19 protein-coding genes are annotated in these 13,421 nt (G+C 68.1%); 8 read left to right on the forward strand and 11 right to left on the reverse strand.

Going from position 1 to position 13,421, the window contains the following annotated elements:
• Positions 1–2: 2 nt before the first annotated feature.
• The 4 genes from DMB80_RS18025 (at position 3) to DMB80_RS18040 (ending at position 2,314) form a co-directional block, all read left to right on the forward strand.
• Positions 3–683: an amino acid ABC transporter permease gene (locus DMB80_RS18025; protein WP_048423582.1), complete on the forward strand. Its 681-nt coding sequence runs from the start codon at positions 3–5 to the stop codon at positions 681–683.
• A gap of 91 nt (positions 684–774) precedes the next feature.
• Positions 775–1,653 carry an amino acid ABC transporter permease gene (locus tag DMB80_RS18030; RefSeq protein WP_111511109.1) on the forward strand — a complete coding sequence of 293 codons (879 nt, stop codon included), beginning with the start codon at positions 775–777 and terminating at the stop codon, positions 1,651–1,653.
• On the forward strand, positions 1,650–2,051 hold the full coding sequence (locus DMB80_RS18035) for a DUF1622 domain-containing protein (RefSeq protein ID WP_111511110.1): 402 nt from the start codon (positions 1,650–1,652) through the stop codon (positions 2,049–2,051). Before DMB80_RS18030 ends, DMB80_RS18035 begins: the two co-directional genes overlap by 4 nt.
• On the forward strand, positions 2,048–2,314 hold the full coding sequence (locus DMB80_RS18040; RefSeq protein WP_111511111.1) for a hypothetical protein: 267 nt from the start codon (positions 2,048–2,050) through the stop codon (positions 2,312–2,314). Before DMB80_RS18035 ends, DMB80_RS18040 begins: the two co-directional genes overlap by 4 nt.
• Here the strand turns inward: DMB80_RS18040 and DMB80_RS18045 are convergent.
• Genes DMB80_RS18045 through DMB80_RS18070 form a run of 6 tightly spaced genes read right to left on the reverse strand, consistent with a single transcriptional unit; the run spans position 2,301 to position 5,497 of the window.
• Positions 2,301–3,077: a CbtA family protein gene (locus DMB80_RS18045; RefSeq protein ID WP_111511112.1), complete on the reverse strand. Its 777-nt coding sequence runs from the start codon at positions 3,075–3,077 to the stop codon at positions 2,301–2,303. The two genes, DMB80_RS18040 and DMB80_RS18045, sit on opposite strands and share 14 nt — an antisense overlap.
• Positions 3,068–3,286: a CbtB domain-containing protein gene (locus DMB80_RS18050; protein WP_111511113.1), complete on the reverse strand. Its 219-nt coding sequence runs from the start codon at positions 3,284–3,286 to the stop codon at positions 3,068–3,070. The genes DMB80_RS18045 and DMB80_RS18050 overlap by 10 nt, the downstream gene beginning before the upstream one ends.
• Before the next feature lie 18 nt (positions 3,287–3,304).
• Positions 3,305–3,616, reverse strand: a complete 312-nt coding sequence (locus DMB80_RS18055) for a nitrile hydratase accessory protein (RefSeq protein WP_111511114.1) — start codon at positions 3,614–3,616, stop codon at positions 3,305–3,307.
• Positions 3,613–4,233: a nitrile hydratase subunit alpha gene (gene nthA, locus DMB80_RS18060; protein ID WP_111511115.1), complete on the reverse strand. Its 621-nt coding sequence runs from the start codon at positions 4,231–4,233 to the stop codon at positions 3,613–3,615. The genes DMB80_RS18055 and nthA overlap by 4 nt, the downstream gene beginning before the upstream one ends.
• Complete coding sequence (nthB, locus tag DMB80_RS18065; protein ID WP_111511116.1) at positions 4,230–4,964, reverse strand: nitrile hydratase subunit beta; 735 nt, start codon at positions 4,962–4,964, stop codon at positions 4,230–4,232. The genes nthA and nthB overlap by 4 nt, the downstream gene beginning before the upstream one ends.
• Positions 4,964–5,497 carry a DUF1097 domain-containing protein gene (locus DMB80_RS18070; RefSeq protein ID WP_111511117.1) on the reverse strand — a complete coding sequence of 178 codons (534 nt, stop codon included), beginning with the start codon at positions 5,495–5,497 and terminating at the stop codon, positions 4,964–4,966. Before DMB80_RS18070 ends, nthB begins: the two co-directional genes overlap by 1 nt.
• A gap of 381 nt (positions 5,498–5,878) precedes the next feature.
• Here DMB80_RS18070 and DMB80_RS18075 point away from each other — a divergent pair, with 381 nt between their 5' ends.
• The gene (locus DMB80_RS18075) at positions 5,879–6,913 is read left to right on the forward strand and encodes a GlxA family transcriptional regulator (RefSeq protein ID WP_111511118.1); all 1,035 of its coding nucleotides are present in this window, start codon (positions 5,879–5,881) and stop codon (positions 6,911–6,913) included.
• A 9-nt stretch (positions 6,914–6,922) separates the two neighbouring features.
• Here the strand turns inward: DMB80_RS18075 and recX are convergent, their stop codons facing one another.
• Positions 6,923–7,453: a recombination regulator RecX gene (gene recX, locus DMB80_RS18080; protein WP_111511119.1), complete on the reverse strand. Its 531-nt coding sequence runs from the start codon at positions 7,451–7,453 to the stop codon at positions 6,923–6,925.
• Positions 7,419–8,462: a recombinase RecA gene (recA, locus tag DMB80_RS18085; RefSeq protein WP_046365165.1), complete on the reverse strand. Its 1,044-nt coding sequence runs from the start codon at positions 8,460–8,462 to the stop codon at positions 7,419–7,421. The genes recX and recA overlap by 35 nt, the downstream gene beginning before the upstream one ends.
• Before the next feature lie 192 nt (positions 8,463–8,654).
• On the opposite strand from recA, the gene DMB80_RS18090 reads away from it, so the two are divergent.
• Both DMB80_RS18090 and DMB80_RS18095 read left to right on the forward strand, forming a co-directional pair.
• Entirely contained in the window at positions 8,655–9,551 is an 897-nt protein-coding gene (locus DMB80_RS18090; protein WP_111511120.1) for an alpha/beta hydrolase, read from the forward strand.
• Between the two features lie 27 nt (positions 9,552–9,578).
• Complete coding sequence (locus DMB80_RS18095) at positions 9,579–10,712, forward strand: GGDEF domain-containing protein (RefSeq protein ID WP_111511121.1); 1,134 nt, start codon at positions 9,579–9,581, stop codon at positions 10,710–10,712.
• A 16-nt stretch (positions 10,713–10,728) separates the two neighbouring features.
• On the opposite strand, the gene DMB80_RS18100 is transcribed toward DMB80_RS18095, so the two are convergent.
• Together DMB80_RS18100 and DMB80_RS18105 are read right to left on the reverse strand one after the other, a co-directional pair.
• Positions 10,729–10,923 carry a DUF3046 domain-containing protein gene (locus tag DMB80_RS18100; protein ID WP_111511122.1) on the reverse strand — a complete coding sequence of 65 codons (195 nt, stop codon included), beginning with the start codon at positions 10,921–10,923 and terminating at the stop codon, positions 10,729–10,731.
• Positions 10,924–10,932: 9 nt separating this feature from the next.
• Complete coding sequence (locus tag DMB80_RS18105; RefSeq protein ID WP_111511123.1) at positions 10,933–12,105, reverse strand: glycosyltransferase; 1,173 nt, start codon at positions 12,103–12,105, stop codon at positions 10,933–10,935.
• Positions 12,106–12,148: 43 nt separating this feature from the next.
• Between DMB80_RS18105 and DMB80_RS18110 the strand changes: the two genes are divergently transcribed.
• Positions 12,149–12,595: a limonene-1,2-epoxide hydrolase family protein gene (locus tag DMB80_RS18110; RefSeq protein WP_111511124.1), complete on the forward strand. Its 447-nt coding sequence runs from the start codon at positions 12,149–12,151 to the stop codon at positions 12,593–12,595.
• Between the two features lie 4 nt (positions 12,596–12,599).
• Here the strand turns inward: DMB80_RS18110 and pspM are convergent, their stop codons facing one another.
• Positions 12,600–13,415: a phage shock envelope stress response protein PspM gene (pspM, locus tag DMB80_RS18115; RefSeq protein ID WP_205538762.1), complete on the reverse strand. Its 816-nt coding sequence runs from the start codon at positions 13,413–13,415 to the stop codon at positions 12,600–12,602.
• Positions 13,416–13,421: the final 6 nt, after the last annotated feature.

A 13,421-nucleotide genomic window follows, 5' to 3' on the forward strand; every position in this document is an offset into this window, starting at 1 on the left:
CCGTGAACATCTTCACCGAGTACCAAGCCGAGATCTTCGCGGCGTTCTGGACGACCATTCAGCTGACGGTGTTCTCGGCGGTCGGCGCGCTGGTGTTGGGCACGGTGCTGGCCGCGATGCGGCTGGCGCCGGTGCCGATGCTGAACTGGCTGGGCACGGCGTACGTCAACGTCGTGCGCAACACTCCGCTGACGCTGATCGTGCTGTTCTGCTCGTTCGGGCTGGCGCAGACGTTGGGCATCACGCTGGCCGACCGGACATCGCCGACGTTCATCGCCGACAGCGGGTTTCGTCTGGCAGTACTCGGATTCATCGTCTACACCGCGTCATTCGTGTGCGAGACGGTGCGCTCGGGCGTCAACACGGTCCCCCTCGGGCAGGCCGAGGCAGCGCGGTCGCTGGGCTTGACGTTCGGCCAGAACCTGCGGATCATCCTGCTGCCGCAGGCGTTTCGCGCGGTGATCGCCCCGCTGGGGTCGGTGCTGATCGCACTGACCAAGAACACGACGATCGCGTCGGCGATCGGCGTGGCCGAGGCGGCGCTGCTGATGAAGGAGATGATCGAGAACACGGCCGCGGTGCTGGTGGTGGGCTCGATCTTCGCGCTGGGCTTCGTGATCCTGACCCTGCCGTTGGGCTTGCTGTTCGGCTGGCTGGGCCGGCGACTGGCGGTGGTCCGGTGACGATTTCTTTCCGCGAGCAGACACGAACTCGCGTGACACGCCGCCAGAACACTCGAGTTCGCGTCTGCTCGCCGGAGGGTGGTGAGTCCTCATGACCGGGTCGTCGGTGCTCTTCGACGCGCCGGGGCCGCGGGCGCGGGTCCGCAACCGGCTGATATCGGCCGTCACCGTGGTGGTGGCGGTCGCGATCGCGTGGGTGATCTACACCCGGCTGGACGAGAAGGGTCAGCTGACGGCCGCCAAGTGGGAGCCGTTCCTGACCCCTGATCTGTGGCGCACCTACATCCTGCCGGGTATCGAGGGCACGCTGACCGCAGCGGCGGTGTCGATCGTGCTGGCGCTGGTGCTGGGCTTCCTGCTCGGCGTCGGGCGTCTCTCCACCCACCGCGGTATCCGCTGGGTGTCATCGATCATCGTCGAGTTCTTCCGCGCGGTGCCCGTGCTGATCATGATGATCTTCGCCTACTTCCTGTACGCCAACTACGACGTGTTCGCGTCGCAGTACCTGGCGCTGGCAGGCGTGATCACGGGGCTGACGCTGTACAACGGCGCCGTGATCGCCGAGATCGTGCGCGCCGGCGTGCACGCGCTGCCGCGAGGTCAGGCCGAGGCCGCCTCGGCGCTCGGGTTGACGTCGGGCCAGACGATGCGGTCGATCCTGCTGCCGCAGGCCGTCACGTCGATGTTGCCGGTGCTGGTGTCTCAGGTCGTCGTCGTCCTCAAGGACACCGCGCTGGGGTACCAGATCACGTTCGTCGAGCTGGTGCGCCAGGGCACCAATGTCGGCTCTTCGTACGGCAACTACATTCCGGCGCTGATCGTGATCGCACTGCTGATGATCTGCCTGAACTTCACGTTGTCGTGGCTGGCCACCCGGTTGGAGGCGCGCCTGCGACGCTCCCGCAAGGGTCCGGCGCCGATGGAGGCCGAGCCGCTGCAATTGCAGGGCGACCGCAGTCGCGGCGTATGACCCACACGCTGGCGGCGTGGGAGATCCTGCCCGAATCAGCCCTGCGCACCCTGGTCGACACCATGGTGCGCCTGATCGAGGCGTGCGGCGCGATCGTCATCATGATCGGCGCGCTGGTGGCGATCGTGAAATTCGTTGCCGCACTGGGTCGACGCGACATCAATCAGTTCTCGTCGGTGCGGCTGTCGTTGGCGCGCTTCCTGGTGCTGGGGTTGGAATTCCAGCTCGCCGCCGATGTGCTGCGTACAGCGATCTCTCCGTCGTTCGCCGAGATCGGCAAGCTCGCCGCGATCGCGGCGATCAGGACGCTGCTGAACTACTTCCTCAACCGGGAAATCGCCCAGGAACAGCGGGAGATCGAGGCGCAGAAGCAGCCGCGTCCGGCGCCCCCGCCATGACGATCGTCGTCGCCGCGTCGTGGTGTCTGGCCATCGCCGCCATCGCGGTCGGCGTGGCTGCTCTGCTCGTCTTCCGCAGCCCACTGCCCGCGTTGCGCGCGATGATCGACCTGTTCACCGCGGCAGGGCTACTCCGGTTGAGCGTCGACATGTCGTGGACGGCGGTTCTCGGTGTTGTCACGCTCATTGCCGTGCGACGCGTCGTCACGCGGAGTCTGACCGCCGACCTCGACGTGTCAGGCCCGGGTGTCAGGTCGCGCTGAACTCCGGACTGACGCTGCGAGTTTCACGCCCGGCGGGGCGGCGAGCCGCCAACGACGACCACACGCTGCCGATGACCAGCCAGAGCACCGCCTGGATCAGCACGGAGTACAGCCGGAAGTCGGCGAGTGTCTCGGCAGGGAAGCCCTCCGGTATTTCGTGGAAGCTCGGCAGCAGGATGGCTGCCACGCCCATCACCGCGGCGTAGCCGAGCACTGCGATGCCGGTGAGCCGCCACAGCGGTACGCGCCGCGCGGCAGCCAGCGCCGCGGCCAGGGCGACACAGGCGACCGCCACCGACAGGACCGTCATCGTCAGCGACGCCGAGGTCCGTTCCGCGACAGTGTCGTCCAGTCCGACACCGGGCGGGTTCGCCGGATATTTCAGCGCAGGCACGAGCGCGATCGTCACGAACATCCCCCCGGCCAGCAGGAGCGCCAGCGCGGTGGGGTCCGGCGTGACACCACGTGCGGCGAGGGCGTTGGCCACCACGGTGTGGGCGACCGCGTAGAGGACTCCCATGACGACGCCGAAACCGATCACGCCGACGGCCGCGCCGACGTTCTCCTGGACCGACCGGGTGAACAGTTCCGCAGCGTGGTCATGTCCGCCGCCGGCGGTGTGCTCGAGCGCCGCCTCAGCGTCCACCGCGGCATCGATCAGCGGCGCGATCGCCACCCGGCTGACGAGGAACGTCACCACACCGGCCACCGCACCCGGCAGCAGGTAACGCAGAACCGCGTACGACGACGCCGTCAGTGGCACGGGAACCCCAGGAGATGGCGCGCGTCATGCAGGAATTCGTGGATGTGGGTGTCGGACCCGAAAACCGACACCGCGCCCTGGTCGTATCCCAGGAAGTAGTAGCCGATCAACGCCAGCAGCGTGATGGCGCTCAGCCGGGCGGCGGTTCCGAGCCGGCCGGCATCGACGTCGAGCCGGGGTACGGCCAGCGCCTGGTTCGCAAGGTTCATCGCCGATCTCTTCCTGTGTCAGTGGACGTGGTCATGGTCGATGGCGTGGTCGCCGTCGTCGGTGTGCACCGGGGCGGTCAGGAGTTCGTGGCGGTCGACGAGCGTCTCCAGGGTGGCCACCCAGTGGTCGTAGTACTCCCAGTGTCCGCGTTGGGATTCCGGCGTGCCCTCCCACTCCCCGATCGTCGCGATCAGGGTCTCCTGGAACTCGCTCCACGGGTAGTGCCGGAACTCCGACAGTGCGAGCGCCAGACCGAACGCGCGGCGCTGCCATTCGTGGTCGAACTGCGGGGCCGCCTGGTCGGTGGTGCAGGTGTCGTGCAGCTTCACCGGACCGAGCCCGCCAGTGCGACGCCGATCATGGACTCGGTGGTGACCAGGTCCATCAGCATTTCATCGCTGAAATCATCGGTACCCGACGGCCTTTCGGGAATCACGAACCACCGAGAATGTCCGCTCGAATCCCAGACCTTGATCTCGGTCTCGACCGGCAGATCGACGCCCACTTCGGCCAGCACCGCACGCGGCTCGCGGGCAGCGCGGGCCCTGAACGTCGGGTCTTTGTACCAGTACGGCGGCAGACCAAGCACCGGCCACGGGAAGCACGAGCACAGGGTGCAGATCACCAGGTTGTGGACGCCCGCTGTGTTGGCCACCGCCTGGAGATGCTCACCCTCCGCCCCGGCCATGCCGTCGGGCAGGTCGAGCTCAGCGATCGCAGCGGGGGTGTCGGTCACGACCTTCTCGGCGAACACCGGGTCGGTCCAGGCTTTCACGACGATCTTCTTGCCGTTGAGTGGCGTCATCTCGGTCTCGAAATAGGCGAGTACCTTGTCGACCGTCTGCGGGGTGATGACGCCCTTCTCGATCAGCAGCGCTTCCAGTGCCGCAGCCTTCTTGGCGCTGGCCTCTTCCCGGTCGGGCGGGTAGGCGAATTGGTCGGTCATGACTCCTCCATCGGTTCCAGATAGGCCTCGAACAACTCGGCGTACAACGACAGCGGGCCCGATTCGGCTCGGGCGCCCCAGATCTCGGCGGGGTCGAAGGCGACGATGTAGATGGGCATCGGATCACCGATGCCGTCGCCGGTCTCGCAGAAGTAGGCGTAGTCGCCTTCGAAGATCCGTTCCACGGTTCCGATCCGGCCGCGTAGGTATCCCGGGAGACGGCTGTGCGCATCGGTACGCGGGTTGGCGATCCGCACCGCGTCGCCCACGGCGAATGTCGGGTGCGCGGTGTCACGCCGCGGTGTGTCACCGGATCGCAGGTAGGCGATCACCTGTTCGTCGATCTCCGGGATATCGGTGGCCGGTGTGGCCGACGAGTCCTCGGCGATGCGTGCCGCGAGCTCCTCTTCGGTCACGTATCCCTTGTCGACGAAGAACGCGGTAATGCCACCGAGCCATTTCTCGTAGTAGCGGAACTTGAAGTAGTCGAAGGGATTCATCCCCTCTGCCCCGGTCCGCAGGTCGGCCCAGGTCCATTCGTCGGCGAAGGTGGTGGGCACCGAATCGATCGGATACCCCGGCGCAGCGGAGCCCAGGTGGTTCGACAGTCCCATCATCGCGACGTGGATGCCGAAGATGCGCTTCTCCCACTCCTCGACGAACACCCGCTTCTCCAGTGCCAGTGGCGACGGCAGACCCTCCAGTCCACCGAGATAGTGCTGCAGTTTCATCAGGCCGGGTTTCCTTCCGTGGCAGGGGTTCCATCAGGTGCGGTGGCCGACTTCGCGGTCATCGCGGTCGCCAGGTATTCCGACAGAAGACCGAACGACGCCCCGAGCACGCAGGCGACCGCCGCGACGAGGCCGGGATGAGAGATCGAGGTGACGGTGACGTCGTTCCCGGTGCCCGCGACGGTCGACACCGTGGAGGCGAATCCGACCACGACGGCCGGCGTGGTGGACAGCAACCCCACCCACGACGCCTGCACCATCAGCGCGCTACCCACGCCGACGGCCACCGCGACCGCAAGCAGGCTGCCGCCGAGCAGGTACGCGGCGAACAAGCTGGCCGAGGCGATGACGACGCCGGTGAGATTCGACGCGACCGAGCGCACCCATCCGGCGGGACTTCCGCCGACGAAGAAGAAAGAGGCCCATGCCAGGAACACCACCCAGATGGGCACGGTGATGATCTCGGCGGTCAGCGCGACCGCGACTCCGCCGAGGAGACCGATGCTCAGCGTCAAGGCCGTTCGTGAATCCATGAGCTCACCTTCGCCACAGGGTGACCGCGCGCCGGGTGGCGTGCGTACCGTCAACAAGAGCCTCACGGCAACAGGTTTCGCGTGCGTAAATCGCGTGTGTCACCAGCCGTCCGGAGCGGACACGATCCCTGCAGTTCCGGACGTCGACACCACCGCCGATACCGCGCATCGACCGCGTCGATGCGGGCGTCGCCGCAGGCCGCGACCATCGGCAACGCCGCTGTAACAGCTCCGCGTTAGCGTGATTCGCCCACGCCGTCGGGAGCGAATGCGATGGGATGTGCGACCACAATCAGCACACAGGGGGCGACGAAGGGGCACACACCGGTGGCCGAGGACAGCAGGGCAGCACGGTCGGCGCGAGTGACCCAGGCCCGCACCATGCACGCCCGACGGTCGAAGGCACCCAAGACCATCGTGTTCGCCCTCTACGACAAGGTGACGTTGCAGGACGTCGCGGCACCGTTGGAGATCTTCGCGCGCGCCAACGACTTCGGGGCCGACTACGAGGTCATCCTCGCCTCCCCGACGGGCGCTGCGGTGGAGACCACATCGTTTGTCGCGCTCAAGGTGCACCGAGCGCTGAGCGAGGTACCCGCGCGGTTCGACACGTTGATCGTGCCGGGCGGGGTGCCGCCGAACTTCACTTTCACTCCGGGTGAACACGACATCCCTGAGGAACGGACGCCTGACGACGTACCGGCCGCGCTGGACATGGTGGACGCCCTGGCACCGCGGGCGCGTCGCGTCGCGTCGGTGTGCACCGGCGCTTTCGCGCTGGCCGCGCTCGGGTTGCTCGACGGGCGGCGGGCGACCACCCACTGGGCGCACTGCCGGCACCTCGCGAGGGTCTACCCGGACATCGAGGTGGTTCCCGATTCATTGTTCGTCCAGGACGGGCGATTCATCACCGGGGCCGGCATCAGCGCCGGTATCGATCTCGCGCTGGCTTTGGTGGAAAGCGACTACGGCCCGGACGTGGCGCGGCGGGTGGCGCGATGGATGGTGGTCTTCCTGCAGCGTCCTGGCGGTCAAGCCCAGTTCAGTGTGTGGACCGAGTCCGCGCCTTCGGTGTCCAGCGGGCTGCGCGCCATCCTCGACGCGATCATCACCGATCCGGCCGCCGACCATTCGATCGCGGCGCTGGCCGATCGCGCCGCGGTGAGCGAGCGACATCTGGTGCGGATGTTCCGGATTCACGTCGGTATGACGCCGGCGCGATTCGTCGAACAGGCCCGGCTGGAGGCAGCCAAAGTACTCTTGGCGACCGGCGATCACGGCCAGGAGGCGGTGGCGCGCCGCGCTGGGTTCGGATCCGCCGACACCATGCGGCGGACCTTTCGTCGCGCCCTCGGAGTCACACCGAGCATGTACCGCAGCCGATTTCGCACCACCGGTATCCAGCAGCCGCTGTAGCACGGCACGCTAGACCCGGCGCCGCTCCCGCTCGTTGGCCAGTTCGGCGGTGACGACGTCGAGTGCCATCGTCTGGCTGTAGCCGCGGCGCGCAAGCATCCCGACGAGTCGACGTGCCACCTTGTTCTCGGCGTCACGGTCCCCCGGGTCACCGAGCTTCTCCCGTCGCAATCGGTCGCGGACCAACTGCTCGGCGCGCGTCCGCTCGGCACCCGCGTCGATTCCGGACAGCGCGGCGCTGATCACCTCGGCATCGACACCCTTGGTCCGTAGCTCGGCGGCCAAGGCGCGCTTGCCTTTTCCCGCATGCATCCGCCGGGACCGTACCCACTGTTCGGCGAAGTCCTCGTCATCGATCAGGCCGACCTGCGTGAGCCGGTCGAGCACGTGGGCGGTGACGTCCTCGGGATATCCGCGCTTGGCCAGCTGCGTCTCCAACTCGGCGCGGGTGCGGGCGCGTGCGGTGAGCAGGCGCAGGCACACCGCCCGCGCCTGCTCGGCACGATCAGAAGTCGACGGGAGCGGGGAGGACATCGTCATCGGTCAGCACGGCACCGATCCCGAGCTTTTCCTTGATCTTCTTCTCGATCTCGTTGGCCACGTCGACGTTCTCCAGCAGGAACTTGCGGGCGTTCTCCTTGCCCTGCCCCAGCTGCTCGCCCTCGTAGGTGAACCACGAACCCGACTTGCGGATGAAGCCGTGCTCGACGCCCATGTCGATGAGCGAACCCTCACGGCTGATGCCGTGGCCGTACAGGATGTCGAACTCGGCCTGCTTGAACGGCGGGGAGACCTTGTTCTTGACGACCTTGACCCGGGTCCGGTTACCGACGGCGTCGGTGCCGTCCTTGAGCGTTTCGATACGCCGGACATCCAGGCGCACCGACGCGTAGAACTTCAACGCCTTACCGCCGGTGGTGGTCTCGGGCGAACCGAACATGACGCCGATCTTCTCGCGCAACTGGTTGATGAAGATCGCCGTGGTGCCCGAGTTGTTCAGCGCGCCGGTCATCTTGCGCAGCGCCTGGCTCATCAGGCGGGCCTGCAGACCGACGTGGCTGTCGCCCATCTCGCCCTCGATCTCAGCGCGGGGCACCAGGGCCGCCACCGAGTCGATGACCAAGATGTCGAGGGCTCCGGAACGCACCAGCATGTCGGCGATCTCGAGCGCCTGCTCACCGGTGTCGGGCTGGCTGACCAGCAGCGCGTCGGTGTCCACGCCGAGCTTCTTGGCGTATTCGGGATCCAGCGCGTGCTCGGCGTCGATGAAGGCCGCGATACCGCCGGCGGCCTGCGCATTGGCGACGGCGTGCAGAGCCACCGTGGTCTTACCCGAGGATTCCGGGCCGTAGATCTCGACGACGCGCCCGCGCGGCAGACCGCCGATGCCGAGGGCGACGTCCAGCGAGATGGAACCGGTGGGAATGACCGAGATCGGCTGGCGGACCTCTTCGCCCAGCCGCATCACCGAGCCCTTGCCGAAGTTCTTGTCGATCTGCGCGAGCGCCAGTTCCAGGGCCTTCTCGCGATCGGGGGCTTGCTGCGCCATGATGTACCTCTCCGGGTAGTCGTTGTCGACCGGTTCTCGATCGGTTGGCCGTGACGCTAGGCCAGGGCACCGACAAGTCGCGTGGGCGAACTCCACCCACAGTAGACGAACACGTGTTCGATTCAAGCGGACACGCCGCCGGGCTAGCGTTTTCCGATTCAGCGGACACGGCGGCGGGCTAGCGTTTCCGCCATGACCACGCCTGAGGACGTTCGCATCCCGGCCGGTGCCGACCAACTCGCCGCGTACCTGTACCGGCCGGCCGGCTCCGGCCCGACCGCTCAAGCCCCATGCATCGTGATGGCCCACGGCTTCACCGCCACCCGCGACGACGGACTTCCCGAGTACGCCGAAGCCTTCTGCCAGGCCGGATACGTCGTGGTGGTGTTCGACTACCGCGGGTTCGGCGCATCCACCGGCACGCCCCGGCAGCTGCTCGACATCGGGATGCAGCAGACGGACTACCACACCGTCGTGGCGTGGGCCCGTCGGTTGGACGGCGTGGACCCCGACCGAATCGCGCTGTGGGGCTCGTCATTCAGCGGCGGGCACGTCCTGGCCGTCGCCGCTGCCGACGCACGCATCGCTGCGGTGGTCTCCCAGGCGCCGTTCACCGACGGGCTCGCGACACTGCGGGTCCAACCACCGGCGTTCGTCCCGAAGGCATTGGTCGCGGGGGTCAGGGATCAGCTCGGCGCCTGGCGCGGCCGCCCACCCCACCTGCTACCCGCTGTCGGCACACCGGGCGCCTTCGCCGCGATGACATCCCCGGATGCGCAGCCGGGCTTTGAGGCGATCGTCGGAGCGGAGTCGTTGTGGCGCAACGAGTTCAGCGCCCGAGTCGGACTAAGGCTGGGTCTCTACAGGCCAGGGACCAAGACCGCGCAGCTGGCCATGCCGTTGCTGATCTGCGTCTGCGACGACGACAAGGTCACCCCACCCGGCCCGACGGTCCGCGCCGCCCAGCGCGCCCCGCGGGGAGAGCTACTGCACTATCCCTACGGCCATTTCGACATCTACCACGACCCGCGAGTCAAAGCCGACCAGGTCGCGTTCCTGCAGCGCGCCGTCCCCGCCCGGCACGAATAAGCACCGCCGCTCGAGACTTTCGCGACGATGACCTCCTACATTTCAGCCGGCACCGGCTTTCTGACGTCTCTGAAGCGCTGGTGGGATGACACCGGCGATTACGCATGGTTTCTCGACTTCCTCCGCCCCCGTGGGCTCTTGCCCGGCCTGCGGGCGACGATCTGCGCGAGTGGCGTCGTCGTCGGAATCGCGGCGATGTGTCTACAGTTCGTCCCCCTGCATCAACCTGAAGCCGTCAGCCGCGCCATCGCAACGGCGCTCGCTGTGGCCGGACTGACCTGGGCTGTGTACTGGGCGCTGGCGCCCTGGCCCACGGAACGAATGTCCGCGGCTCTGTTCATCCTCGTGGATCTGGGGATCATCGTCGCGACGGTGCTGCACGCCGACCCGCTCCAGGCGATGGGGACGACCACGCTGTTCACACTTCCCGGCGCCTACATCGTGTTCTTCCACGGCCCGCGGATGCACTGCGTACACCTGGTCCTCGCTGTTCTCACACTGTTCGGAGTCGGCCTGTGGTTGGGCTCGGCGGCGAGGCCGGACGCGATCGCGTTGGCGGTGTCGAAAGTCGCGATCGGACTGGTCATCATTGCCGGCATCCTGCCGGTGCTGCAGTTCGCGTTCTGGCTCATCCGGCACAGTTCCGTGGAGTCGCTCATCGATCCGCTGACCGCGTTGTCCAACCGTCGCGGTCTGGACAACCATCTGGAACGGATCGCTGTGTCATCGCACGGCGGTGAGCTGTGTGTCATCGCCATCGACCTCGACGGGTTCAAGGGCATCAACGACCGGTTCGGACATCAGGCGGGAGACGAGGTGCTCGTTCGAACCTCGCGACGTATCAGCGAGACGGTTCGGCAGTCGGCCTTGGTCGCACGCACGGGAGGTGAGGAGTTCGTCGTCGTGGAACGCTCCCCCGCAGCGGCCGCCGGGGTGATCGGCGAGCGGATTCGGGATGCCATCCGCGCAGCAGCACACCCACCGGTCACCGCGAGCATCGGAGTGGCGGCGACCGCCGGGCGCGACGGGATCAGCTTCCAGAATGCCCTTCATGCCGCCGATGCTGCGATGTACCAGGCCAAGCGCGAGGGCGGCGACCGTGTGGTGATCGCGGCTCACACACCCGCCGAGTACGAACCCCCCAGACCACCGCCGGACTGATCAGCGCGGAGCCCGCTCACCACTGGTCGCGCGGCACGTCGAAGTCTGCACACAACGCCCGCCAGACGTCGCGGGGCTCGACGCCGTCCTCGATCGCCTGCGCCGCGGTCCGCCCACCCATCGTCGTCAGCACGTGGTCGAGCAGCATCGACGATGCCCGCACCGCGCCGAACTGCCGCTCGACCAGCTCCTGGAATTCCGTCAGCCGCACAGGCCCAACCTACGCGGAGGCCCGCAGGGCGTCGTGACAGACTCCGACCGGATCGGCGACCGCATCGGCGGTGGCGCCGGCGCGCAACGCGGCGTCACGGTGGCGCGCCGAGCCCAGCACCTCAGCGGTCGCCGCACCCAGAGTCTCGGAGTTCAGCGGCCGGACCAGCTGCGCACTGCCCTGGCGCACAAGGCGATTGGCGATCTCCCACTGGTCGCCGCCACCGGGCACCACCACCATCGGCACACCGGCCAGCAGCGCTTTGGACACGATGCCGTGCCCGGCACCGCACACCAGCAGGTCCGCTCGCGACAGCAGTTCGTCCTGGCGGCCCAGCCCCACCACCGCCCAGGGCGGCACCTCGCCGTCCGGGCCGTGCAGCTGCGAGACGGCGACGCGCGAGCCCTGGGGTAACACCTGGCCGGGGATCAACGTCCGGAGCGCCAGATCGGCGAGTGCGACGGCGCCGGTGCTCGCCGTCGACGGTGCCACCATCACGACGGGTCCGTCCCCGGGTGGCAGGTCCAACACCGCCGTCGTCGGCTCGTAGTGCAGGGGTCCGACGACGACGGCCTCGGCGGGCCAGTCGGGGCGCGGCACCTCCAGGGCGGGCAGCGTGGCGATGAGCCGGCGCAGCGGACCGGGGTCGGCAGCAGGCAGCCCGATCTCGACGCGCACGGCGGCGCGTTGTCGCAGCCCCGCTCGCCAGGACCGCGCGCTGAGCGCCCGCAGCACCGCATCGCGGGCCCGGCCGCGCAGCCCCACGCCCGGGGCGAGGCCACTGCCCAACGGCGGCAAGCCCTTCGACGGCCGGTACAGCGGATGGGTGTTCAGTTCGATCCACGGCACGCCGATGAGGTCGGCGACCAGTCCCCCGCAGGTGGTAATCGAATCCGACACCACCACATCGGGTTTCAACGATTCGATGCGCGCCCTGTTCAGCACCGCCATCCGAGCTGCCCGCTCGTGGATCTTCGCGCCCGCGTCGGCGTCGTCGTCGCCGGCCATGACCCGCAGCCCGTCGAGTTCGACGGCGTCGAACCCCTCTCCCCGCGCGGTGTCCAACCATCGCGTGCCGGTCAGCAAGGTCGGTTCGTCCCCGGCCGCCAGGAAGCGCAGGCACAACGCGATCGCGGGAAACGCGTGACCGGGGTCCGGTCCGGCGACCACCGCGACACGCATGCGGGCTACCCTGCCACAGCGCCTGCGGTTAGTGTCGATCGGTATGACCGACGAGGCCCGCCCGACCCTGTTGCCGATCACCGACAACGCCGCTCTGGTGCAGAAGTTCCTGCTCGCGCTGGCCGACGAGGATTTCGACACCGTCGAATCGTTGGCCGCTGCGGACCTGGTGTGGCAGAACGTCGGGTTGCCCTCGATTCGGGGCCGTTCGCGCATCATGGGGTTGCTGCGCCGCGGTGAAGGCAAGGTCGGGTTCGCGGTGGCGTTTCACCGCGTGGCCGCAGAAGGCGACACGGTGCTGACCGAGCGTACCGACGCGATCCTGCTGGGGCCGCTGCGGCTGCAATTCTGGGTGTGCGGGGCGTTCGAGATCCGCGACGGACAGATCACGTTGTGGCGGGATTACTTCGACATGGTCGACGTCATGGTCAAGGCGCCGCTGAAAGCGCTGGTCGGGCTGGTCGTCCCGGCGCTGCGGCCCCGCTTCTAGCTCCTCAGGCTCGCAGCCGGCCCAGCTCGTCGAACGCCTGCGCCCATCCGGTCAGCCGGTCGGTCGCCGAAGTGAGCTCGTCGCGGTAGCGCCTCTGCACCATCGGCGAGCTCGACATCGAGCCCGAATTGGCCGCCGACACCAATTGCGCTGCCGCCGACACCATGTCGCTGTACTGGCGGGCACCGCGATCGAGCTGCGCGGAGAACGCGGCGATGGTGGGCGCCAGGTGCGCGCGGGCTTGGGGCGCCGAGCCGACCGTGCGCTCCATCGACACCACCTCGGCAGCGGTCGCCGACATCGTGGCGGCGGTCCGCTCGGCAGCGGCCCGCAGTTCGCGCAGCTCCCCGTCGGGCAGCAGGCGGCCGCGCTCCATCACCCCGAGCAGGGAGACGAGCCCGCGTTCGGACGATGTCAACGCCGCCATCGGCGCGCGGGCGGCCGAACCCCACGGCGGTAACCGACGCGCTGCCGCGCTGCGCGCCGGGGGCAACGGCTCACCGCGCAGCCAGCGGTACCGCAGAAACGCCAGTGTGGCGAGGAACGCGGCACCGACGGCGATCGGAGACGGGATGAACAGCGCCCACACGGGGGTGTTCCAGGACGCGAGCAGCGCGGTCACCCCCACCCAGAAGACCGACGACAGAGCGAAGAACACTCCGAGGCGCAGCGCCCAGCGCCGCTTGCGCAGCAGTTTGGCGCGCGGATCGGCGGCAGCGTTGAGTTTGTCGGCGAGCGTGCCCGACCACTCCGCGGCGGTGTCGATGCCGCGCTGGGCCAGCGTTCGCCAGGCGTCGGATCGTCGGGTCCGAGTGCTCACCACATG

Source organism: Mycobacterium kyogaense (assembly GCF_003254575.1).
Classification (GTDB): Bacteria; Actinomycetota; Actinomycetes; order Mycobacteriales; family Mycobacteriaceae; genus Mycobacterium; species Mycobacterium kyogaense.